This window comes from Actinocorallia libanotica (assembly GCF_039525175.1).
Classification (GTDB): Bacteria; Actinomycetota; Actinomycetes; order Streptosporangiales; family Streptosporangiaceae; genus Actinocorallia; species Actinocorallia libanotica.
In genome coordinates this window covers 142,707-164,136 of record NZ_BAAAHH010000001.1, presented here as the reverse complement: position 1 = coordinate 164,136, position 21,430 = coordinate 142,707, and the positions used below count along the sequence as shown (strand labels likewise).

29 protein-coding genes and 1 pseudogene are annotated in these 21,430 nt (G+C 67.3%); 14 read left to right on the top strand and 16 right to left on the bottom strand.

Going from position 1 to position 21,430, the window contains the following annotated elements; translation table 11 throughout:
- The 6 genes from ABD140_RS00855 to ABD140_RS00830 are packed head-to-tail and all read right to left on the bottom strand — an operon-like array spanning position 1 to position 11,408.
- Positions 1-1,146 (bottom strand): C40 family peptidase, encoded by a 1,146-nt coding sequence (locus ABD140_RS00855; protein ID WP_344235571.1) that lies wholly within the window; start codon positions 1,144-1,146, stop codon positions 1-3.
- Positions 1,147-1,995, bottom strand: coding sequence for a hypothetical protein (locus ABD140_RS00850; protein ID WP_344235569.1), 849 nt, complete (start codon positions 1,993-1,995; stop codon positions 1,147-1,149).
- Positions 1,995-7,217, bottom strand: coding sequence for a hypothetical protein (locus tag ABD140_RS00845; RefSeq protein WP_344235567.1), 5,223 nt, complete (start codon positions 7,215-7,217; stop codon positions 1,995-1,997). The genes ABD140_RS00850 and ABD140_RS00845 overlap by 1 nt, the downstream gene beginning before the upstream one ends.
- Positions 7,214-7,678 (bottom strand): hypothetical protein, encoded by a 465-nt coding sequence (locus tag ABD140_RS00840; protein WP_344235565.1) that lies wholly within the window; start codon positions 7,676-7,678, stop codon positions 7,214-7,216. Before ABD140_RS00840 ends, ABD140_RS00845 begins: the two co-directional genes overlap by 4 nt.
- Positions 7,678-9,495, bottom strand: coding sequence for a hypothetical protein (locus tag ABD140_RS00835; RefSeq protein WP_344235563.1), 1,818 nt, complete (start codon positions 9,493-9,495; stop codon positions 7,678-7,680). The genes ABD140_RS00840 and ABD140_RS00835 overlap by 1 nt, the downstream gene beginning before the upstream one ends.
- Positions 9,492-11,408 carry a hypothetical protein gene (locus ABD140_RS00830; protein ID WP_344235561.1) on the bottom strand — a complete coding sequence of 639 codons (1,917 nt, stop codon included), beginning with the start codon at positions 11,406-11,408 and terminating at the stop codon, positions 9,492-9,494. The genes ABD140_RS00835 and ABD140_RS00830 overlap by 4 nt, the downstream gene beginning before the upstream one ends.
- A gap of 1,593 nt (positions 11,409-13,001) precedes the next feature.
- Between ABD140_RS00830 and ABD140_RS00825 the strand changes: the two genes are divergently transcribed.
- The 11 genes from ABD140_RS00825 to ABD140_RS00775 all read left to right on the top strand — a co-directional run bounded on the left by ABD140_RS00825 (position 13,002) and on the right by ABD140_RS00775 (position 17,080).
- Positions 13,002-13,580 carry a hypothetical protein gene (locus tag ABD140_RS00825; protein WP_344235559.1) on the top strand — a complete coding sequence of 193 codons (579 nt, stop codon included), beginning with the start codon at positions 13,002-13,004 and terminating at the stop codon, positions 13,578-13,580.
- Between the two features lie 75 nt (positions 13,581-13,655).
- Entirely contained in the window at positions 13,656-13,958 is a 303-nt protein-coding gene (locus ABD140_RS00820; protein WP_344235557.1) for a hypothetical protein, read from the top strand.
- Positions 13,959-14,063: 105 nt separating this feature from the next.
- Positions 14,064-14,228, top strand: a complete 165-nt coding sequence (locus ABD140_RS00815) for a hypothetical protein (RefSeq protein WP_344235555.1) — start codon at positions 14,064-14,066, stop codon at positions 14,226-14,228.
- Positions 14,228-14,362 carry a hypothetical protein gene (locus tag ABD140_RS00810; protein WP_344235553.1) on the top strand — a complete coding sequence of 45 codons (135 nt, stop codon included), beginning with the start codon at positions 14,228-14,230 and terminating at the stop codon, positions 14,360-14,362. Before ABD140_RS00815 ends, ABD140_RS00810 begins: the two co-directional genes overlap by 1 nt.
- A gap of 13 nt (positions 14,363-14,375) precedes the next feature.
- On the top strand, positions 14,376-14,621 hold the full coding sequence (locus ABD140_RS00805; protein WP_344235551.1) for a hypothetical protein: 246 nt from the start codon (positions 14,376-14,378) through the stop codon (positions 14,619-14,621).
- A gap of 119 nt (positions 14,622-14,740) precedes the next feature.
- Positions 14,741-15,361, top strand: a complete 621-nt coding sequence (locus ABD140_RS00800; RefSeq protein ID WP_344235549.1) for a hypothetical protein — start codon at positions 14,741-14,743, stop codon at positions 15,359-15,361.
- Positions 15,362-15,420: 59 nt separating this feature from the next.
- Positions 15,421-15,654 carry a hypothetical protein gene (locus ABD140_RS00795; protein WP_344235547.1) on the top strand — a complete coding sequence of 78 codons (234 nt, stop codon included), beginning with the start codon at positions 15,421-15,423 and terminating at the stop codon, positions 15,652-15,654.
- An 80-nt stretch (positions 15,655-15,734) separates the two neighbouring features.
- Positions 15,735-16,016 (top strand): hypothetical protein, encoded by a 282-nt coding sequence (locus ABD140_RS00790; RefSeq protein ID WP_344235545.1) that lies wholly within the window; start codon positions 15,735-15,737, stop codon positions 16,014-16,016.
- 78 nt (positions 16,017-16,094) lie between these two features.
- Positions 16,095-16,349 carry a hypothetical protein gene (locus tag ABD140_RS00785; protein WP_344235543.1) on the top strand — a complete coding sequence of 85 codons (255 nt, stop codon included), beginning with the start codon at positions 16,095-16,097 and terminating at the stop codon, positions 16,347-16,349.
- A gap of 73 nt (positions 16,350-16,422) precedes the next feature.
- The gene (locus ABD140_RS00780) at positions 16,423-16,659 is read left to right on the top strand and encodes a hypothetical protein (protein ID WP_344235541.1); all 237 of its coding nucleotides are present in this window, start codon (positions 16,423-16,425) and stop codon (positions 16,657-16,659) included.
- Positions 16,660-16,759: 100 nt separating this feature from the next.
- On the top strand, positions 16,760-17,080 hold the full coding sequence (locus tag ABD140_RS00775) for a GntR family transcriptional regulator (RefSeq protein ID WP_344235539.1): 321 nt from the start codon (positions 16,760-16,762) through the stop codon (positions 17,078-17,080).
- 23 nt (positions 17,081-17,103) lie between these two features.
- Here ABD140_RS00775 and ABD140_RS00770 read toward each other — a convergent pair whose 3' ends face one another.
- Entirely contained in the window at positions 17,104-17,343 is a 240-nt protein-coding gene (locus tag ABD140_RS00770; protein ID WP_344235537.1) for a GntR family transcriptional regulator, read from the bottom strand.
- A 96-nt stretch (positions 17,344-17,439) separates the two neighbouring features.
- On the opposite strand from ABD140_RS00770, the gene ABD140_RS00765 reads away from it, so the two are divergent.
- The 3 genes from ABD140_RS00765 (at position 17,440) to ABD140_RS00755 (ending at position 18,258) form a co-directional block, all read left to right on the top strand.
- Positions 17,440-17,670: a hypothetical protein gene (locus tag ABD140_RS00765; RefSeq protein WP_344235535.1), complete on the top strand. Its 231-nt coding sequence runs from the start codon at positions 17,440-17,442 to the stop codon at positions 17,668-17,670.
- A complete protein-coding gene (locus ABD140_RS00760) occupies positions 17,667-17,873 on the top strand; it encodes a hypothetical protein (RefSeq protein ID WP_344235533.1) in 207 nt (68 codons plus the stop codon). The genes ABD140_RS00765 and ABD140_RS00760 overlap by 4 nt, the downstream gene beginning before the upstream one ends.
- Positions 17,874-17,988: 115 nt before the next feature.
- On the top strand, positions 17,989-18,258 hold the full coding sequence (locus ABD140_RS00755; protein ID WP_344235531.1) for a hypothetical protein: 270 nt from the start codon (positions 17,989-17,991) through the stop codon (positions 18,256-18,258).
- Between the two features lie 205 nt (positions 18,259-18,463).
- Here ABD140_RS00755 and ABD140_RS00750 read toward each other — a convergent pair whose 3' ends face one another.
- The 9 genes and pseudogenes from ABD140_RS00750 to ABD140_RS00715 form a co-directional block, all read right to left on the bottom strand.
- Positions 18,464-18,847, bottom strand: coding sequence for a hypothetical protein (locus ABD140_RS00750; protein ID WP_344235529.1), 384 nt, complete (start codon positions 18,845-18,847; stop codon positions 18,464-18,466).
- Positions 18,844-18,999, bottom strand: a complete 156-nt coding sequence (locus ABD140_RS00745) for a hypothetical protein (protein WP_344235527.1) — start codon at positions 18,997-18,999, stop codon at positions 18,844-18,846. The genes ABD140_RS00750 and ABD140_RS00745 overlap by 4 nt, the downstream gene beginning before the upstream one ends.
- Positions 18,996-19,685 (bottom strand): hypothetical protein, encoded by a 690-nt coding sequence (locus ABD140_RS00740; RefSeq protein WP_344235525.1) that lies wholly within the window; start codon positions 19,683-19,685, stop codon positions 18,996-18,998. The genes ABD140_RS00745 and ABD140_RS00740 overlap by 4 nt, the downstream gene beginning before the upstream one ends.
- Before the next feature lie 25 nt (positions 19,686-19,710).
- Positions 19,711-19,770: pseudogene (locus ABD140_RS40040) on the bottom strand (hypothetical protein); the annotation flags it as partial.
- Between the two features lie 127 nt (positions 19,771-19,897).
- A complete protein-coding gene (locus ABD140_RS00735; RefSeq protein ID WP_344235523.1) occupies positions 19,898-20,188 on the bottom strand; it encodes a hypothetical protein in 291 nt (96 codons plus the stop codon).
- Positions 20,188-20,460 carry a hypothetical protein gene (locus tag ABD140_RS00730; RefSeq protein ID WP_344235521.1) on the bottom strand — a complete coding sequence of 91 codons (273 nt, stop codon included), beginning with the start codon at positions 20,458-20,460 and terminating at the stop codon, positions 20,188-20,190. Before ABD140_RS00730 ends, ABD140_RS00735 begins: the two co-directional genes overlap by 1 nt.
- Positions 20,461-20,685, bottom strand: a complete 225-nt coding sequence (locus tag ABD140_RS00725; protein WP_344235519.1) for a hypothetical protein — start codon at positions 20,683-20,685, stop codon at positions 20,461-20,463.
- A complete protein-coding gene (locus ABD140_RS00720) occupies positions 20,682-20,975 on the bottom strand; it encodes a hypothetical protein (protein ID WP_344235517.1) in 294 nt (97 codons plus the stop codon). Before ABD140_RS00720 ends, ABD140_RS00725 begins: the two co-directional genes overlap by 4 nt.
- Positions 20,972-21,376, bottom strand: a complete 405-nt coding sequence (locus ABD140_RS00715; protein WP_344235515.1) for a hypothetical protein — start codon at positions 21,374-21,376, stop codon at positions 20,972-20,974. Before ABD140_RS00715 ends, ABD140_RS00720 begins: the two co-directional genes overlap by 4 nt.
- Positions 21,377-21,430: the final 54 nt, after the last annotated feature.

Here is a 21,430-nt window from a genome sequence, read left to right as displayed (position 1 = left end):
CTACAACCCCGCATAACTGTTGACTGCCTGGTTCGTGGACTGCACGGCCGGAGCGCTCGCGGCGCTCGGCCGGGAGGCCCTGGCGGAGGGGCCCTTGCCTGCCAGGGACAGGGCGATGCCCACCATGCCCCTGTGGACAGGGGCGATCCTCACCACGTCGCCCGTCTGGGGCGCGTGGATCATCTGGCCGTTGCCGATGTAGATGCCGATGTGCGAGCCCGAAGGGCTCGCCACCAGGTCCCCCGGCTGGAGCTTGTCGATGGCGGACCGCTGGCCCAGCTGCATCTGCTGGGCGGCGACCATGTCCCCGACCTTGTAGCCCGCCTGGTTCAGGGCGAACTGCACCAGGCCCGAGCAGTCGAAGCCCACGGTCCCGGCACCCTGCTTGATGCCCAGGGTCGCGCCCTGGGCGTTGCCACCGCCCCAGGAGTAGGGCGTGCCCAGCACGCTCATGGCGGCATCGATCATCTTCTGTCGGGCGCCTCCGGCGGCCAGGGCGTTCAACGCCGGGAAGTCATGCCCCATGCCGGGCATGACCTCGGGGTCCACGAGGTCCGGCTCGGGTGCGGCCACCTCCTGGACGGGCATCTGGAGGGGCTCCGGGGTGGCCGAGATGCCCGTGTGCGTCAGCGTGGGCGTAGCCGTTCTGAGCCCCGCGGGATCGCTGGTGAGGGCTTCCTCCACAGTGGGCTCCGGAGGGGCTGGAGCGAGCGCCCCCACCTCGTCCAGGTCCATCCTGGGGGTGATCAGGGGGAAGGGCAGGCCACCATCACCTCCCATGGAGTTGATGAGCCTGCGGGCGTTGTTCTCGTGCTTGGCGTAGGCGTAGGGATAGGCACTGCGCTGGACGGCCTGGGCCGCCAGCGTCAGAGACATCCGGTTGCGGTCCTTGACCCGCTTCAGGCCCTCGAAGAACTTGGTGCTCGCGTAGATGGGGTCCGTCACCTGGGCGACGGTCCCCCAGCCCTGGGAGGGCCTCTGCTGGAAGAGGCCCTGGGAGTCCCGGTCCCCGTAGCGCAGGTTGCGCAGGCCGGACTCCTGCATGGCGGTCATGATGGCGATGAGGATGTCCCTGCTGGACATCTTCATCTGGCGCCCCACCTCGATGATGACGCGGGCATTGGCCCGCTGCTCGTCCGTGGCCATCTACTGCACCGGACTCTGAATCGCGCTCAAGAGCGCATCGAAGTACGTGGTGGCCATCTGATAGTCCCCGCGCTCCTTGGATCGGGTCTCGTCGTCGTCCACCCACTCCTTCGCGAACTGCTCGGCATCGATGCCGCCGGAGGTGGAGGAGTTCAGATAGCGACCCGTCTTCTCGTCCAGCTTGTAGGTGGTCTTCGTCGGATCGCTCTTCTCCGCGGTGTTCAGAGCCGCCAAGAAGGCAGCCTTTTCCGCGGCCGTGGGGTCGCGGCCGAGTTCCTCGGCAAGGACCCTGTCCAGGACGGCCCTGGCCTCGGTCGGGTTCGTGAGCCGGTCGGATCCCTCGGTGTAGGACTTGGGCTTCGCCTCCCCGGCATCGCCGACCGGATTCTTCATGTAGTGCCGGAGCAGCTGCTCCACCGTGGGCGCCTTGCTGGGGTCGGCCGCGTATCGCTTCGCGGCCTCCATGAGGACGACCCTGAAGCCCTCCCAGATGGTGTCCCGGGTGGACGTCTGGTCGATCCCCTCGAAGCCCGCCTTGGCGAGCTGGCCCGCCAGGGAACGGATCTTCTCGTCCGACCAGCCGTAGAACAGCTTCATCATCTGCGAGATGGTCAGCTCTTGCAGGCCATTCGCGCCGCGGACGCCGTCCTGGACGCGGACGGTCAGTCCGCCTCCCCGCTCATCGGCGAAGATGTCGCCGCCCGGGACGGCACTGTTGGTGCCATCCCCACGCATCAGCCCGTCAAGGACGGGATCCCCCGTCTGGGGCGCTGCCTCGGTGCTGAAGCCGGGAGTGCCGGGGATGCCCGACGACGGAGGAGTAGAAGCAACCGGGGGCCTCGGGGGCATTACTGGCTCTCCTGTATGTAGTCGTTGGCGAAGTAGCGGTCCAGCCACAGCTCGGAGAACCGGGTGTTCTTCTCCGCGAGGTAGTCGCGGACCTTGTCCCACTTCTCCAGCAGGTCGCGGTTGGCCTGGGCGTCCAGCGCCTTCGATCCGCCCTGGAGGTCACGGGCGGCGAGCTGCTGGACGAACCAGCCGCGGACGCTCAGGTACGTCCGCAGGGTCTGGAGCTCTCCCGTGCGGTGGGGGTCGCTCTGGAGGCGCTGGTCATTGGCGACGGTCCACGCCTGCTCCCGGATGCGGTGGGACCGCTCGGGATCGGGGGTGCCGTAGGCCCGGCCCCAGGCCGGGTCCTTCTCGCTGAGGTAGGTGACGATCTGGGACTTCTTGGACTTGAGGTCCTCGGCTCCGGGGTCGTTGAACGTGAGCAGGCCACGCTCTGTGAGCTGGGCCCGCAAGTAGTTCATGATCTTCCCGTAGTTCTGCCAGGTCTGCCTCTTGGCGGCTTCGGACGCCCAGGTCGCAGGGTCCTGAACCTCACGGAACTTCTGACCGGTATCCGGGTTCCAGGTGCTCGTCATCTGGGCGTCGTAGACCGCGGCGTCGAACTTGTCGTACTCGTGGTCCTCGATGCCTACGGCGGAGTCGAAGATGTCGGAGGCACTGGCCGCCAGATGCTGGAACTTGCGGGCCTTGGCCATCGCCTCATAGTTGGCCGGGATGCCACTGTTGTTCTTCGAGGTGGACTCCATATAGAGCCACGCCTCGGGCGTCTCCTCCAGGAAGACCGCTTCGCCCTGCTCGTTGCCGAGCCGGCTCTTGTAGTCCCTGAGCTTGCCCGCGAGGAACTGCCACTCTTTGGGGACCTTCGTCTCCCATTCCTTGGCATAGAACATCGGCTGGGTGCTCACGGGCGATAGGAGCGCCTCGAAGAACCTCAACCGCGAGAGGTTGTCGGTCTTCTCGTAGACCTCCTTGACCGTGGGGGGCGTCTTGCGGTCGCCCCGCTGGTAGCGGGCCTCCTCTACGCGCATGATGTTGAACCACGAGTTGACGTAGGCGCGGCTGTCCTTCTTCTCCTGCTCAGCCGCGTAGCGCTGCCAAGTCGTCGGGAACGCATGTTCCTTCCAGTTGTTCCGGGCCCCGAAGGGCAGGACGCCGACCTTCTGCATGAACTCGGCGGCCTTCGGGTCGGCCTGTCCCTCCTCGACGCCGAACCAATCACTGGGCAGCACGCCGAACGCCTTGCGACCCTGGACGACCTGCGAGATCGGCACCGTCATGAACGGGCCGAACCCGGGCGAGTACCAGGGGTCGCCCTGGAGGACGGTGTTGAAGGACCGCAGGGGGATGGCGCGGCCCGGAGCGAACTGCTCCGTGCCCTCTGGGATGAGGGGCAGCGCACCGAGCATCTTGGCCATGCGCTCCGGCATGCGAGCCACAATCTTGTGCTTCGTGTCGAAGCCGTAGATCTCGTCCCCTGCGTCCTCCACCGGGACGCCGTCCTCATCGACGACATCGAAAGGTTTGTGCAACCCTTGCCAACCCTGGTTGGCGCGGGCCACAATCCACGGGTTCTCTCCGACCTGGGTCGCCCATCGGGCGATGGCGGCACGCCACGCCCCGAAGAAGGGCATCGCGAACTTCAGGGCGGTCTGCGGGGAGGAGAACAGGTTGTCCTTGAAGATGCGGTCCATCTCCTTGACGGTGAACTGCCGCGCCGTCTCCTCCAGCTGGTACAGCCGGTCGGGGCGCTCCATCATCCGGATGCCCTGGGCCTCCTGGACGGCCACCAGCTCCCGGAGCTTGGACTGGTACATCAGGTCCGCCACGGGATGGCGGACCAGTGCGTCCGTGGGGAGCTTGGAGGCGACGGTGTAGAAGTTGTCCGCGAGCGTGTTCAGCGCCTCGTCCAGGGCGCCCGTACCGAGGGCGTGCTCGATCTGCCCGCCGTGGACGGGCATCCGCTTGTCCACCGGGATCGTCTTGAGCTGCTTGGTGGAGACCTTGCTCTCCAGCGCAAGGCGCATGAGGTCGGGGTCTCCCAGGGTGTACTGGTCCACCATTCCGGCAACGCCGCGGAGCCAGTCCTCGCGGTTGGCCCGCACGAGCGGGCCCATCCGCTTCATGTAGTTGCGGCCCTCGGGGGTCCTGGTCCAGGCCAGGACCTCGTCCACCGTCTCGCCGCGCAAAAAGCGGCGGCCGACGACGTCACGGCCGATCTGGTGGTTCAGTGCCTTGGACCACGCCTGGAGGTGGGAGAGCTCCTGCGTGGGGTCCGTCGGGTCCAGGACGCCCCAGTTGGTCTTCGTCCGCAGGGTCTCCAGGATGTCGTCATAGATGCCGAACATCCGACGCTGGTCGGCAGAGACCAGAGCCTTGGTGACGGATGCGTTCGGGGAATCCAGAAGACCGCGAGCCCAGACGCCCTTCGTCACCTCGAAGGGCTTGGTGCCTCGCTGGAAGGGCACCTCTTTCAGCTCCGCCTCCGGCAGGTTCCGGGTACGGACCGCCATCCGGTTCTTGGCCTTGGCTCCGAGGTTGCGCACGCGCGTCGGCTGGCTCGCGGCCAGCCTCGCGGCGCCGGGGACCGCCCCGGCCACGTACATCCATGTGTTCAACACGGTGGCGGCCATGAGCACTTCGTCCGAGACGGTGCGGATGGAGAAACCGGCCCGAGCCAGGACCGAGAGCTTCCAGAGGCGACCCGTCCAGGTCGCCAGGTTCATCACCGGGTCCTTGAGCTTGCTGCTCGGCAGCAGGGACTGGAGGACGGTGCGGTCCCGGCGGAACGCCTTGTCCAGTAGGTCCACGTCTAGCAACGGGCGCTCGTTGACGAGCTGCTTCACCAGCTGAGGGCCCGGCACGATGGCCGTGCCGTCCAGGCCCAGGGTCGCCGGCTTCACCGCGTTATAGGTCTGGCCGTCGCCCGCTCGCGGGGTGCCCTTCTCTGCCGCGGCCTTGGCCTCGTCCGCCATGCGGCCGAAGACGGCCTTGTGGCTGCCCATGGTGTTCGCCACGATCTGCTCAATCGTGGCGTCGTCCTTGACGTTGTGAATCCTTAGGAGGTGCTCGACGACCTTGCCCTCCATGGCCTCCACCAGGGCCAGCTTGGACTGCTCGTCGGTGGCACCCATAAAGCGCCGGACCCACTGCATGCGCTTCGCGGGGTCGAACCCGCGGACGCGCTTGAGCCAGGCATCAACATCCCGCCATGCTTCGGGGTTGCCTGCGGAGAAGGTGCTCGGGGTGTTGCCCCGGGTGAAGCCCTCTTTGATGTCGTTGAGGATGTAGACGGGCTTGGAGGCCCATCCGGCGTGGATCAGCTCTCCCCGAGCTCGGCGCTTGGTGGCCATGGCCATCTTCGTGCCGAACTCGGCCTTCTTCTCAGCTACGCGCGCGTACGCGCCGCCCTTGGGTAGCACGTCCACGGAGCCGAAGATGCCCGCTTTGGGGGTGGCCACCGCCAGGTCCGCGGCATCGTCGGCGATGCGGGAGAAGAAGGCGCCCTTGCTGTTCAACTGGGTCAGCTCGGGGATGACCAGCTCATCAATGATGTTGAGCTGGCCCTGCATCCGCTCCGCGAAGCGGTTCGCCAGGTCGGGGTTGTAGGAGTCCAGCTCGTCCGCCAGACGAGCGCCCGGGAGGGTTCCCCTGTCGGGGCCCGTCGCCTTGAGATCCTCCACCGAGGGCATGCCCTCCAGGCGCCGCCGCTTGGAGCGCGGGGGCTTGGGCCCCGCCTCCAGCGCGGGCTTCGCGCCACGGGCCGTCCTGTCGATCGCAGAGTCCGTGAGTTCGCGCATGCTCGCGCGGTAGTTCTCGAACTGCTTGACCGCGCCCTCAATGTCCTCGACGGTGCGCTCGATACCGCCAGTGGCACTGAACAGCTGGCGCTCGTTGCCGGGCAGGTCCCTGTAGACGGTGGCGTAGGTGTTGAGCACCCGAGCCCGGTCGTGAGGGAGCCAGCGAGTCCCGAAGGGCTGCTCCGGGATGTCCTGGCGGGGCATGAACTCCGTCTCCGCCAGCTTGAGCTGAGTGCGGTTCTCCTTCCGGAAGTTCTTCTCCATCTCCCGGTGCATGCCCTTGATCTGCTTGCGCTCGGCCTTGGACAGGCCGAGCGTCGGCAACATCTCCAGCTCGAAATGCCGGTGCTGACCCTTCATGCGCATGTACTGCGCCGCGATGGCGGGCGCAGTCTGCTGGAGTTCGTCGAAGGCCCTCGCGTCCCCGAGGGAGACGCGGTAGATGAGGTCCTTGTCCGTCATCGTCGCCCTGGACAACAGGTCGGAAATCAAGCCGGCCTGCGGGGAGTTCCTCAGCGCGGAGTGCCGGGCGATCTCGTCGGCCTTGCGGCCGTCCGTCCAGCTCAGGAACCGAGCCACAGGCTCGGAGCCCATGATCTCGTCAAAGTCCTCGGACTTCGTGATGGCCGGGGCGGACTTCTCGGTGGTGCGCAGCATCCTGCTGGTGGCCACGTACTTCCCACCGATCCACAGCGGGTCCAAGAACATGACGCCCAGGAAGTCGACGGTCCCCGAGGCGAGATTGAAGCGGGTGGCCTGCCCGCCACCGTCGTAGGCCAGGTCGTCGCTCGGGTCATCGGGAGTACCCATGTCCAGGGTGCCCTCACCCTGGCGGCGCACCCGGGCATCGTGGGTCCGCAAGCGGACCTCGCCCGGATGCCTGAGCCCCTCCCCGATGTTCATCCACGTCTCGACGACGCCCCGACCCCAGGACTCCGTCTCGCCCCGGCGCCACGCCTCCTTCCAGGTGCGGCCGTCCAGGATGACGTCCATCTGGTTGCGTGCGCCGATCTCCTTGTACCAATCGGCGTCGAACGTCAGCAGGTTCATCTGCGTGATCGGGGCCAGCACCTCGGAGCTCAGCTCCCGGTACGCCCACGCCAGGGCACTGAAGACGGGCTCACCGAAGCCGAAGAGCTGGGAGGCGAGGGACTCCTCTTCGGGGGCCTCGCCGACCGCCTGGGGAGCGGCGATCTGGTTCTGTGCTGCCTCCAGGGCGCGCAGGTCCATGGGATTGGCGGCCGAGAGCTGTGCCAGGTTCGGCTGCGCCGACTGCTGGGGCTGGGCCTGCGGGAGGGCGGCCACCGACCAGGGGGCGGTGGCCAGGTCGAGAGTGGCTCCGTACTGGCCCTTGGGGATGGCGCCGGACTGGCTGAGCGCCTCCAGGCGCTCCCACCAGCGCATCTGCTGGAAACGGCCTGTCACAGCATCCCCTTAATGCGGCGAACGATCGCCCTGGTCGAGGGCGATGCGTTCGGAAGCGAACTCATCCACTCCAGGTAGGGCAGCATCACCCGCATTTGCTCCATGTCCTGCTGGTTGACCCGCTCGTTCGGGTCGGGGAAGCCCAGGGACGTGGAGCCGGGGCCGGCTCCGATGTCCACGCCCGCGGTCACGGGCTCATCCGGGCGCATGGAGGGCGCCCCGAAGGGGACGACCTCCACCGGGGGCCTGCCCTGCGCAGGGGCTCCGGGTCCTGCCTGGGAGTCGCCCGCCATGGGGGCGGACGCCTGGGCGTCCTGGAAGGCCGCCTGCTCTCCGTACTGGGCATCGGGCAGCTGACGGCGAGCCTGGGGGCCGCCATCGGTCCTCTTCGAGAGTGCGCCCGGCCCACTCACCGGAGCGGGCTTGCGCGGGGTCCTCTTGCCTCCGTGTCCGTTCGCCATTACGCCGGGATGCTCCTCTTGACGTTGACGTTCGTGGTGGGGCCACCACCGGAATTGAGCCCGGCGAGCATCGTCATGATGTCCGGCATGCCACCGGGGCCCATCTGGGCCTGACCGGGCGCCACGCCTTCGGGCAGACCACCCATTCCGCCCCCACCCGCACCGCCCAGAAGGGCGGAGAGCGGGTCCTCGGCACCCGGGCCTGCCCCCGCCTCCGCGGGGGCCTCCTCCGGCTCCGGTGGAGTGAACGCCTCCAGCACCGCGTCCTCGATGGGCTTGCCCTTCTGACGGCTCTTGATGACGTCGGCCAGCTGGCGGATGGGCACCATCGGGTCCTGGCCCATCTGCGCCATCATCGGTATGGACTGGGCGAGGCCCGCCATGGCCTGGACCATGGCGTCCCGCATGTTCTCGGCCTCGATCCGGCCTTCCTCCTGGGAGATGTCCAGGGAGAAGGGCAGCTCCCGGCGGATGGTGTCCTTCGACAGAAGGCCACCACCGAGGACCTGGAGCAGGAAGACCAAGGCCCGGTTCGCGTCCAGTCCGGCGACCATGCCGTACCGGACGTCAACCGTGTAGTCCCCCTTGATGTCCTTGCCGGGGGTGTAGTTCAGCTTGTAGGGGACGCCGTCCTTGCGGCCGTCGGTCTCCTTCTCGACGTCCGGCCAGTAGGTCTCGTCCGTCTTCAGGCACAGCCGGATGATGTTGATCCAGTCCGGCTCGAAGATGTCGTGCGCACTGCGGATCTGGGAGTCGAAGCCGCCCTCCAGGGCGCGCACGCCCTGGCCCGTGATGATCGAGGCATCCAAGTTGCCGGTCCGGACGCCCGGGTACCGGGCGCCGGCCTTCATCTCCGCGTCCAGGAGAGAGCCCTCGGCGAAGGCCGCCTGCGGGATCTCCTGTCCGACCTTGCGGATCTTCTCCGGGGTGTTGCTCCGCAGGCCCGCGTGCGGGCCGATCGCCACCTCGGCGACGTCGTTGGGCAGCGCCAGGGGCGCTTCCACGGCCTGCTCCGCGGCCTCCATGGCGAGCATGGTGAAGCGGTTGCGGGCGACCTGAATCCACATCACGTCGTCGTACTGGCCCCGCGGGTCCTCGGTGACCCCGGGACGCTCGGCCACCGAGACGGGCACCTCCCCGAGGCGGTTCTTCGCCTCGTGGAGGACCAGGTCCTGGCAGTCGGGGACGAACATCAGCACCCGGCTGGAGTCGATCCAATGGACGACCTCAAGGCGGTCCTCGGAGTTGCGGGTCTTCCCATGCTGGGGGTCGGTGAGCCGGGGCTCCAGGTGCGGGTACAGGGAGCACAGCTCGGCACGGGTCCGCGTGAACACGCGGGCGTAGTGCCGCATGCGGCCCCAGTGGTCCTTCTCGTAGTAAACGCCTCGCGGATCGACGAAGCTGATCCGCGGGAGCTTCTCGGTGAAGTCGGGCTCCACCACAGTGACCTTCAGGCCGTAGGAGGCCCAGTGGTCGCAGGCGTCGACATGGCGGGCGGCGACCTGGGACGCCGCCAGGTACGAGTAGACGATGCGGGTCTTCATGTCCGCGCGCTTCCGCGCGGCATCCGAGGTCATCTGCTGGGTGCCCGCCGCGAAAGTCGGCAACGGAGCGAGGCTCTCGGCGACGTCACGGGCGAAGGTATCGATCCCGTTCGCCATGACGGGGGCGGGGAAGTCGTCGTTGAACATCGAGGGGAAGACCTCACCGATCCGCCCATCGCGGATGCGGTAGATGTCCCCCATCACCCGGTCCTTGGCGGCCCGCGCCTCGCGCAGCCGCCGGACCGTGGCACTGATGGCCTTCACGTCACTCAAGACGCCCACGACTCCATCCCCTGAACCAGCGCAAGCCGCTGCTGGCGCTGTCGATACCTGGGGAGGAATCGCGACTGCTGGTGGCTCTTGGTTCTGCCAAGAGCCTGGTCCATGACCTCGCGGGCCTGAAGTTCGGCGAACCACAAAGCCATGGGCAAGTCCTGGACAAGCTTAGATCCTTTAACGCCCGGACGCCATGTCACCAGCTGCTCGACCAGCGCCTTCATGCCCTCGTGGTTGTGCGAGGACGGAAGGCGGATCTTCTTCTCGGTGAACAGCGGCGCCAGTGAGGCGACGCCGAAGTCCGGGTCGATCTTGTTGTTGCCGCTGTAGTGCTCGACCATCGCGCAGCCCCGAACCGCGAGGTAGTCGCGGATCTGGGCGTCCCGGGTCAGGAAGAGCTGGAAGGCGTTCTTCTCGATGACCCACTTGGAGGGCTTGTACTTGTCCGTCCAGGCGTAGATCAGCTCCCTGATCTGCTCCGGGGTGGGGGCCTTCATCCGGTGGGGCTCCAGCACCCACCGGTCCCCGGTCTTCATGTCGACCGCATACGCGATGGTGGCCGTCTCCCCGGCCATGGCCGGGTCCATGGAGCAGATGACGTAGAGGCCCTGCATGCCCTCGGGGCGGTGGTGGAACTTGTTGTCCCCGCGCAGGACGCCCACCGTCCTGGCGCCGTTGATGCAGCCGCGCACCGCGGCCGGGGGGAAGATGGACTCCTCCCCCACCTCCTGCTGCTGGTAGACGAGCGCCCAAATGCGCTCGTCACCGATGGACTTGCGCCTCTTGGCCAGGTGGCGCCCCGACCATCGGGGATAGAGCCCATCGGCGTCAGGCGTGGTGTCCCGCGGGTCCTTGGACCCGACCCACGGCCGGTCGGACTTCGGCCAGAGGGTGACCCAGTCCTCCGGGTCCTCCGCGTATTCCAGGACGGCCGGCTGACTCAGGTACGTCCAGGGGGACTCCCCGTCGGGGTAGTTGTCCGGGTCGCGGAGGACCTTGTAGAGGTCCACCGCACCCACCCGGGTCCCGACGACCAGGAGGGTCCCGCCGGGGCCGATGCGGGTCAGGACCTCCTGGTTGATCCAGGAGCGCTGGGACTCCCACTGGTGGGCGTTCCGCAGGGTCAGGATGTCGTCGCAGACGATGAGCGTGGCACGCGAGCCGTAGATCTGGCCGCCCATGCCCAGGGCCTCGATGTTGGGGTCCTTCTCGACCCCGTCCCGGGCCTCGCCGTCCAGGTAGACCATGGTGGACTGCCACACGGCGTTGGGGCCGTTGAAGCCGTCCGCCGGTGCGAACGCCAGCTGAAGCTTCGAGTAGGTCGGGTGCGTCAGGCGTTGCTTGATCGCATAGACGAACTTCTTGGCGAGCTCCTGCGTCGCCGAGACGATGATGACCCGCTCGTTCGGATCCTTGCAGATCCGATACGTCACGTAGTCGATCGTGAGCGTCATGGATTTGGAGAACTCTGGCGGGGTGTTGATCAGGACGAACTGCTCGTCACCCGGCTCGTAGACCATCGCCGAATGCAGGTCGCGGGGCTCCCTGCCTTCGATGGCGTCGATCCACCGCTGCTGGTGGGGGAAGGTCTCCGTGTTGAGGTATTCGCGGCGGAACTCCTCGAAGGAGTCCGCCTTCTCTCCGCGGCTGACGTTGTTCTGGTTCGCGCGGATCTGGCGAATGAGGTCCACCTCGCGGCGGAAGGTCTCGTCGCTCTTGCGCCAGTACTCGTAACTCTTCTCCGAGTACCCGACCTCGGCCATGGCCTCGCGGGTGGTGCGGCCGTTCTGGACGGCCCGCAGGAAGAGCCTCTTCGCTTCGATAGTGCCCGGCCTGGAGCCCTTGGCGGGCTTGGTCCGGGCACTGGCCTTGACCTTCGGCCGGTCGGCCTCTCCGAGCTTCTTGGCCATCTCTCCCCAGAGCTCACCGGAGCCTCAGGCTCCGGGTCCTTGGGGAGGAACACGACCATTATGCCCCAGGGGGTATAAGTTACCGCCCAGTAGGGCGGAACTCTGTATACGGGACGACGGGGCCCGAGCCCCCCCGGGGCTCGTTCTCTCGCCTGCGCTCCTGGCGGAGCTTGGCTCTGGCGACGAGGAAGCTGGGCAGGCGGACCGGTCCTCCAGACCGGGACGCCCTGGGACCAACCATTTCCCATCTGGAAATGGTTCCTGGCGACCAGGTGAGTCCAGGAGGTCCGGCGAAGTCTTCGAGACTTCGTCCGGGTTCACGGGGGCGAGCGAGCAGGCGACCGAAGGGAGCCTGCGAGCGAGAAGAGCGAGGGACCCCTACCGGTTCTGGAGTCTTGAGGACTCCAGAACAGACCTGTCCTTAAACCGGAGTTCTAGGGATGTCTCGCGGGGCTCTTTAGGAGCCCCGCTTTCGGGGGCGGGTTACCGGACCTCATGGCCGGTCAGGCCAGGGGGTCAACCGCCCCCCCTTACCCCCCCAAAACGTACACCCCGTTCGGTCTGTCAATAAGAGATAGGGGTATGAGATTGGTCACAACCACTCCTGACCTGCGAAGACTCCCTAAAATTCCTGGACTCCTATCGGCGTGTCGATTTGACAAGTTCTCGTGTCAATAGAGACCCAGGGCTCCAGGGGCCCTCGATGGGGCCTCGGGAGCCGGATGTGCCCTACGTCCGGCCTCCGGCCCGGAAGGCATGCCGAGAGACCTCGGAGCACGGCCTCCGAACTGGGGGCCATGGTCCAGGCCCGGACTTTTCCAAAATTTCTGGGTGGGACTGTATAGGGGGGAGGGGGGCGCCCATTTAAAACCCCCCGGGTCAAGCCTGCGCCGGCCTGGGCACACACAACCCGCCCCCTCCCCACCCTCCTCACACCGCGCCCCACCGGGGGCGCACACCCCACCCCCGTGTTCTTCGTCGCCCTGCTTCTCCCCTGGTCACGGTGCATGTCGCCCCCTACCATGGGGGCGCGGGCCGCCTCACATAATGCGAGTTATGTGAAGGCGAGACGTAACGAGACGTAAGACGAAACGGGGACGCAACCCCTCTGCCTCTCCCAATGGCGGAGAAGATGACTTCCCCGGCATTCAGCTCCCACCCCACACAGAGGCAGGGCCCACAGCCCTGCCTGCCGAGAGCCCAGAGAGCTCCCAGGGGGCGCCAGGGCCAGGGCGGGCATGGCGCATGCCGGCCGATCGAGGCCCGACGGGCGGGGATCCCGGGGGATCCAAGGGCGTAACGGCGTTCCGGAGGCTGGAACAGCGCTTTGCGCTGACATTCCTACGTGCACAAGTGCACAAGCCCCCTCGCCTACGCATACGTGAGACACCACGTCTCACAAGCCCTCCCATGGCCCCCTGAAGGTGGTTCGGAAACCCCTTCACCAGCCCTCAAGAGCCCATGCCCACCCGAGAGGGCGGCTCCGTCCATTACGACCAAGACACCGGTAGATAACGAACCGGTGACGGACCTTGCGAGCCGTAGCAAACAGGTGGTGAGCTTTAGCCATCACCGAACGAACGGAGCCCTCCCATGGACGTCACCTTCACCCACTTCCGCCCCGGTGCGGACACCAACCACTTCCTGTCCGCCCGGTGCACCGAGTGCACCGCCGGCCGGCTCTCCCGGATGAACCTGGGGGAGGTCGAGACCGCGCACTACCTGAACCACCTGATCACCAGTGATGCCCTGGCCGCCTACCGGCACGTGTGGGCGTCCCTCTCCCCCCACGGGGGCGGGAACGCGTCCTGGCACGACGCCCCCAGTAACCCCGCGGTCGCCGAACTGGCCGCCTACATGCGGACCGCCTACGAGCTGAACAAGGCCGGTTGGCCGGCGGACGTGCCCACCTACACCGTGCGGGCGTCCATGCGCTCCGGGCCGCTGGGCTGCACGGTCAAGGACGTGCCTCTCACCGAGGCCCTGGCCCAGATGGCCCGGTGGGTCGCCGGATGGCCCGGCCAGGTCACCCGGGAAGAGTCCGCGGGCCTGGTCGAGAGCTTCGAGAGCTTCCGCGCCGGCTACACCGGGCGCGGGACCTGGGAAGCCGACACCGAGGAGATGCGGTTCCTCTTCGCGCCCTCCGACCACGCGCTCCTGACGGGCCTGTAGCAGCGAAGCGAACGCACCTCTCGCAGGTGCGTCGCACTTCGTCAGTGCAGTTCCCAACGATCAGAAGGGCACGTCATGAAGATCTCCCCCGCCGGCCGTCTCACCACTTTCATCTGCAACAGGAAGATCGACCGCGGCACCAACCCTGACACGTGGGGCAACGTGGTCGACACCTTCAGCCACACCTACCCCGTGCGCGACGGCGAGCACACGGCGACCCTCACCCTGAAGACCAACGGCCTGGTGTTCGTGATCTTCCACCAGTCGGCGCCCGGCAAGTGGCGGGGCCAGAGCGAGTTCTTCATGTCCGCGCGAGAGGGCATCGCGCGCCAGCGCTTCGAGGAGGCCAAGGAGTCCCTCTCGGCCTACGGCCTGTAGCAGCGGAACGGCCGTAGGCCGTGAAGCGAGCGAGACGAGCGCCCGCCACGCGCGGGCGCCGGCTCTCGCAGTGCAGTCCCCACGAACCGAGAGGAATCCCTCCCCATGCTCCTCACCGAATCCCAGGTCACCGAGATCTTCCGCATCACCGGTGTCCGCCTCTCCGTCCGGACCCTGACCGTGCTCGGTCACCTGGTCCGCGTGGTCAACCGCTACGGGGTGCACTACCTCCGCAGCGACGTCCGCACCGTGATCGGGGGGTTGGCGTGATGGTCGCTGGTATCTGGCTCTTCGTCGCCGTGACCCTGGGCGCCTGCGCCCTGTGCTTCACCCCCGAGTTCGCCCACGCCTTGAGGCGTGACGACTACTCCGGACGCCGTCGCGTCCGCCACTTCAACGACTAGCTGAGGAGCAGCCATGTCCGAATACGAGCTCGGCCTCATGGACCACCACCCCAGCGAGCAGCGCTTCGGCGTCTTCCTCCGGGATGTGCCCAGCTGCAGCTGCGGCCCCAACTGCTGGTGCGGCTACGTGACTCGTGTCTGGGCCGTGGATGAGGCGGACGCCTGTGTGCGCGCCGCACGGCATCTGTCCGGCGACGACGGACTGACCGTGCGGCACTACACCGCGGACCAGCTGCGGGCAGAGCCCGGTCGCTGGTAGCCCCCACCGCCCCGCCGGCGGGTATCCGGCGGGGCTCCCAACCCCAACCGAGAGGCGGGAATCGTGCGCAGCCTTCCCCTGGGCGCCGAGAACCGCGAGAACTACGGAGAGGTCAAGCTGTGAACACCGCAACCCTGGACGCTCCCCAGGTCGTCAAGGTCCGCGGACGCTTCTACGTGTCCGGCGGAACGTCGTACTACCTGTTCGGCCCCGACACCAAGAAGGCATGTGAGGCGTGGGTTCAGCAGTCCGCCGAAACCCGCGCGGCCCTGGCCGCGGGGGATGTCAGGCGGGAAGAACTGGCCGTGCGTCGCGTGGAGAGGCTCCGCAGGGAGCCCGACCACGAGGACAACACGATCGAGTTCGTCCGACTCGGGATGACCTACTCCCTGGAATGGGAGATCCAGGTGTCCAAGGAGCGGACGTTTGTCGGGTGCCTCGCCCACATGGCCTACGGCCGCATGAAGCCGGCTCACGCCCTGGGTCTCCTGCTCCCGTTCTTCCGCAAGTCCCACGGCGTGATGGTGGGGCGCCTGAGTGAGCCGTTTGTGGAGATTGGGTTCCCCCAAGGCCCGGAGCGCCAGCAGCTCTGCGCGGACCTAGTGTCCGCAGCATGGGAGTCCGGAGCCGACATCGTGGCCGTGTACGCCTCCCCACGGCCGTCTGAGCCGATCTACCTGCGCAAGCCCTCGAAGCTGCCCGCGGACCTCTGGCGGGTCCGCATGAAGTGGGACGGCTGAACCACCCACCGCCCCGGGCGATACCCGCGCCCGGGGCTCTTTGATCGAGAGGAACCCCCATGCTCTGGATCGCACGCGCCACCCACCGGACCCTGCCCCTGGAGTCCATCGGCCCCCTCATGGATCATGACGATGCCTGTGAGTGGCTGGTGGGCCAGGTGGCCACCATGTCCCACCTCACCGAGACCGAGCGCGACCACGTCGCCTCCCGTGCCCGTACCGCGGAGGCCGGCATGCGCCACGCCACCGTGGCGTGGGCGTTCACCATCGCCCCCGAGGTGACGACTGGGTAACAGAGCCCGGAGAAACCTTGCCAGTCGTCGTAAACAACTGGTGAGATCCAACAGAACCCCCACGCGAAAGAAGAGGAATCATGCGAGAGAGCACGGGACACCGCCGTATCACCCCTGGTGACGTCGTGGTGGTCGATGAGGCGTACAAGGGGTACGTCAACCCCGTCTACTGGGTCGGCGTGGTCGAAGAGTTCGACGCCGCCGGACCCGAGCTCCCGATCGTTCGCCTGACGCGCAAGCCGGCCCGCCTCTCCGACTGGTGGGTGATCGGCAAGGCGTACCAGCACGAGCGCAAGCACGTGCTGACCCTGGAGGAGGCGCGGGAGCGCTTCGGGGACCAGCCCGAATTCGAAACGGCCTGAGCCCAGGTGTCGGGAGCCGTGGGCGCGGCTCACGGCTCCCTTCATCCCGACTCAGACCACAACCAGAGGGAGAACACCATGAAGCTGCACCACCACAGAACCGACGTCGGCGCCGGCATGGTCCGCGCATCCTGCGGCACGGTCGTCCCCGCGGGCTCCACCCGGGACGCCGACGACCTGGCCGTCATCAAGCCCGTGCACCGCTGCAAGCGCTGCTGGTCCGCGGTCTCCAGCCCCGGGAAGGCGACCGTGCTCGCCAGGGTCAGGGCCCTGTGCGAGGCCAACCGCCTCACGCCCCTGGCTGGGCTGATCCTGGCGGAGTTGGAGAGCTGAGAAGTCCGGAAACCCATGCCCACTGTCGGGAGCAGTGGGCATGATGAAGAGCCAACCGAGAGGAAGAGGAAGCATGAGCGAGATCAAGGGCAAGGGCCTGGAGTTCAAGAAGTCCGACAGCCCCCGCGAGTGGGCCGTCTACCTGGACGGCGACTGGATGGGGCGCGTCCGCCAGGGCAGCCCGAACGTGATGGGAGACCGCCTCTGGAGTGGCACCACCACTCACGCGACCGTGGCGGTTCGCGAGGAGTGGGACCGCGACACCGCGGCATGGGAGGTCATCCGCGAGGAGCGCCGCGAGCGCGCCTGATCCACCAGCACGACAAGACCCCGCCCAGGGAAAGTGGGCGGGGTCTTTCTCATTCTAACTAGGCAGGGCTCGCTCACCTCAGAGGCCGTAGGCTCTCCCCGTGAGCATCCCACCCGGCTACCTGGACATCGCCCGAGAGCTGCGGGCGCAGATCGCCTCCGAGATCCTGAAGCCCGGCGAGGCCATCCCCAGCACCGCCGAACTGGCCCAGCGCTGGGGAGTCTCGGCAAGCGTGGTGAAGTCCGCGGTACGCGAGCTCAAGTCCGAAGGACTCCTCATCGGTCGGCAGGGCAAGGGCGTGTACGTCGCCCCTGGCGCCGCCGAAGGGGCGGGGGAATCGGACCAGCTCTCGCTGGTGCGGGAGCTGCTGGAACGCATCGAGGACCTGGAGGAGCGGGTCAGGGCCCTCGAAGAGGGCTAGGCCTTACCGAGACGAGCCCCGAGCTACGGCTCGGGGCTCTCTGCTTCCCTGGCGAAGGTCCCGACCCCGATGACCAGTCCCTGCTGCTTGAGCCGGTCCAGCGCCTTGGAGATCGTCCCCGGCGCCACCCCGAACTCCCTCTCCAGCTCGAAGCGGGAGGGCATCCGCCCTCCCGGCGGATAGGTCCCGTCCTCGATCCTCTCGCGGAGGATCCGGACGAGCTGCTGGTAGAGCGGCGTTGGAGCGTCGGGATTGATGGTCACCACCCCATCGTGCTCAAGCACACCTGCCCGGAAAAAGCCATACCTAGCCATGCTTAGGCATGGACAGGTGTGTACAGGTTCACCTAGCGTGATGGCATGTCTCTGGAGATGGAAATGCAGCTGATCCGCTGCCAGGCCCTGGACCGCCTGAGGGCCGAATACCCCGGATGGAGCATCCGGTGGGACGGCTGGTGGACAGCGGTCCGCAAGGACCGCCGTACGCTCACCGACACTGAGCTCTCCGCCGGCATGGCCATGACCCTCATGGAGGACACCCTCCACGACCTCCGCGAGGCACTGGAGCAGCAAGAAGGACTGGTCCCGTGAGCTTCAGGAGCAACAACCCCCCGGGGAAGTTCACCAAGGCTCCCGAGGGCAAGGTGCCCGGAAGCGGGCGCCTGCTGGGTCTGTGGCTGGACTCCATCCCCACTGCCAAGGGGGAACCGATTGCCCCTCCGCTGGACGCGGAGGAGATTGAGAAGGCGGCCGAGATCCTCGACCGCAGAGCCGAGAAGGAGAACCGTGGGTAAGAAGGACGATCAGCCGCAGCCGCGGCAGGGGACCTTGCCCCCTGTGTCACGGCAAGGGCCACCTGAGCTACCAGGTCACCGACCCCAAGGGGAACCTGGTCTGGACGGAGCGCAAATGCTCCCGCTGCAACGGGAGCAGAACGGTTACCGTGTCATGATGCAGCGCTACCGCTACACACCCACCAGCACGTACCGCCCCCCGCTGGGAGCCAAGGTCGTGGAAATCACCGCGCCGACCGCCCGGGAGGCGGACGAGCGCATGATCCGCGGAGAGCGCGACTGGCTCCAGTCCTGGACCGACAACGACGGCCTCCCCCGTGAGTGGTCCATCAGCAGGGGTGGCAAGGTCATCGCCTCAGGGAAGACCACCCCCCGCGAGGACTGAACCATCGGGAACACGAGAAGACCCCGGCACCGGGAAAGGGTGCCGGGGTCTTTGTCTTGGTCTCAGGAGCTGAACCACCAGGGAACGAAGTGTAGGTCTCCGCAGGTCTGACACTGGCCTTCGGCGATGCAGCAGGGCGAGAAGCGCCCCGTGCCGCAGGGGGCGTCGTCGGCCGGCTTCCAGAGCGGGTCCTGAATCCAGGTGCTCACTGCTCCTCCTCCAGGAACGCTTCGAGGTCCATGCCTCGAAGCTCCGCAGCCGTGGCGACGCGGAAGCGGTCGTCATCCTCCCGCTTGAAGAAGACCTGGACGCTCTCGGGGCTGTTCCAGTCGAGGTCCCGGATCAGCCCGAGGTATTCAGCCTCGGGCAGGTGGTTGAACGCCCCGGCAAAGACGTCCGCCTGGGGGACCTTCCCCCCACCCCACCAGTCGGCGGGGCACGGGTCCGGGTGCGCCTCCACGAACGTGATGGACCTCAGGGAGTAGTTCCGGTTGGTGTCGGTGAGGTACGCCGCCTCGATGTTCAGGTGCATGATCAGGTCGGGGTCCTCGTGGGACACCGAGAGCATCACCGTGGTCACGACGCTCATACCAGCACCCCCGGCTTCTCGACGTCGGCCCGGATGACGGCGAAGGTGTCGCCGCCGCTGTACTGCACCCGGTGGCCCTGGATGGTCTCGATGTGGCCGGACTTCCAGACCACCTCGAAGGCGCGCAGCGCGCCGTAGTCGTGCTCGTTCACAGTCCCATCGCCTCCACCAGGGCTCCAGCACCTTCGCGCTGGAGCGTCTTGTTCACGTCCCACTGCGTCTCGATGAGCCGCAGGTGGGGCACGTCGTTCTTGATCTGCTTGAAGAGTTCGTCTCCTGCTTCGTCCGGGTCCTTCCAGAACCGGACGACCCGGAAGTCCCTCACCAGCCGGCGCCAGACCGTGCGGGAGGGCTTCCAGCGCTTGGCACCCGGCACCCCGATGGCCAGGAGCCCGAGTGCGTCCGTCAGGGCGATGGGGTCCCATTCGCCCTCTACGATGTCCAGCTCATCGCTGGACGGGTCCGACAGGCAGTCCGTGTTGAACAGCCAGCGCCGCTCGCCCCGGGGACCGAGCACCTTGGGGTGCTCGCCGTGGTCCTCCAGAGAGTTGCCCTCGTCGTCGAACTGGTTGACCTTGCATTCGGGCCGGATGCACCGGAAGAGCAACTGCACGGGTTGACCCGCCTTGAGTACGGGGATCACCAGGCGCCCGGTGTACTGGCGGTCCTCGGGGCGGACGGGATCAGCGACGCGCCCAATCCGGAAGGTGGGTGCGGCCTCCAGGGGATTGAGAGCGCGCCCACGAAGGTAGGTCTCCCCTGCCTCCCCCAGCTGCTCCTGATACCGGAGGCAGGCGTCCGCCAGCGATTTCCGCCGCTCTTTGTCGGGCCAGTCCAAGGTCCATCCCCTCAATGGTCGAGATCAGGTGGTAGACCCCGCCCCCTGCTCCGCAGCCGTGGCAGCGCCACACGCCCTTGGACATGTCCAGGGAGCAGGAGGGACGGGAATCGTCGTGGTCGGGATCGGGGCAATGCACCTTGCCCCAGCCGGGAGAGCTGATGCCGTAGTGCTCGCACACCAGGTGCATCAGCTCTCCGTAGTCGAGTTCGTCAGGCATCCGATCCCGATTCGGGGATCGTCACTTTCTCCTTGAAGATCCAGATCCCGCCGTCGTCGTCGGGCTCCTCGGACTTCATGTGCACCATGTAGGCGCACGTGCCGTCCTCGGCCTCCTGCTCCTCGGGAGTGGCGACCATCGGGTCTCCCTCCTCACCGAAGAAGGCCAGCGCCTTCAGCGCGGACTCCAGGGTCAGGTGGACGCCGTAGCGCGTCCGCCCATCCCAGGGGTTGTCCGAGACGTCCACAAACTCCGGGATGTAGACGAACTCCGGGGCTTCCATCACTTCTCCTGGGGGGTGAGTACCGGGGAGCCCTGCGAGGGCCTGAGATTCCCGACCCCAAGGGCTCCAGGGGGCATCCTGCGGGCGTCCGACCACCGCAGGTACCTGTCCAACCGGAACCGGGGCCTGCCCTGCTTGTCCCGGATTCCGGCGGGGTCCAGGCAGGTCAGCTGGGAGCCGGGGGGCTGGGAGTAGTCCCACTGCTGATGGGCGTCGAAGCCCCAGACCCCGGCGAAGCGGCGCCGGCAGGAGGCGCATTCGGCGACGGCCATCTACTCCTCCCTCTTCCTCTCGGGCTGACTGGTGAGGTGCCACCCGCTGCACGCGGGGCACTTGTAGACGCGGCAGGGGACCTTGCCCCCCGGGCTCTGGGCCCGGGAGCTGGGGTGCTGGAGCACCGAGAGCGCCAGGATGGCGCCGGTCTTCCGGCGGTAGCGGGCCTTGGTGGGGTGGATGGGGCAGGGCGTGAGCCCTGCCCTCTCGATGCGGACCCTCACTGGGCTTCCTCGCGCAGGGCTTCCGCCCTGCGGAGTCCCTCCTCGGTCAGGGACCAGGAGGCCGGCTTCTGCACGTGATGGGGCCTAGTCGGCGAGAAGCCGCCGAACCCGGGGACCTGGACCTTCTCGCCGCCGGTCTTGGAGACCAGTCCGCTGGTGAGCATTCGGCGCAGCGCGGTGTGGGCGGAGGCGGTCGGGATGTTCAGTTCCGCCTCGATCCTCTTGGTGGTCAGAGGCCCCTCCGCCAACCACAGGTGGCGGAGGATCTCCTCGGCGCGTCCGATCCTCACCGCTTGCCCCAGAAGCCGAAGAGCTTGGGCTTGCCCTCCAGCCGCTCCGCGGTCGCCTTGTAGGCGTCCCGCTCCGCGGTCATGCGCTCCAGCGCCAGTTCCGCCTCCTCGGCGGTCCGGAACGGCAGGGGGGTGCCCTCACGGTGGTGGGTGAGCAGCTCGGAGGCCCGGTTGTCCCAGGCGCTCCAGCGCTCGGCGTCGTCGTCGTGGTAGCCGCCGTTCTGCCGGAGGCCGTGGGCCTCGGCCAGCAGGGCGAACAGCTCCCCGATGGACGCCTCGTGCTTGGCGGACATCATCGCCAGCTGGTCGAAGGCGTTCCGCTCGGACTCCAGCTTCGAGCGGACCTCGGTCAGCTCGTCGATCAGTTCGGCCTTGAGCATCTTCTCGATGGGCTTGGTCACGTGCTTCTCCTTGGGGGTTGAAGGGCGGGGGCATCAGGCCCCCGCCCGGGGGGG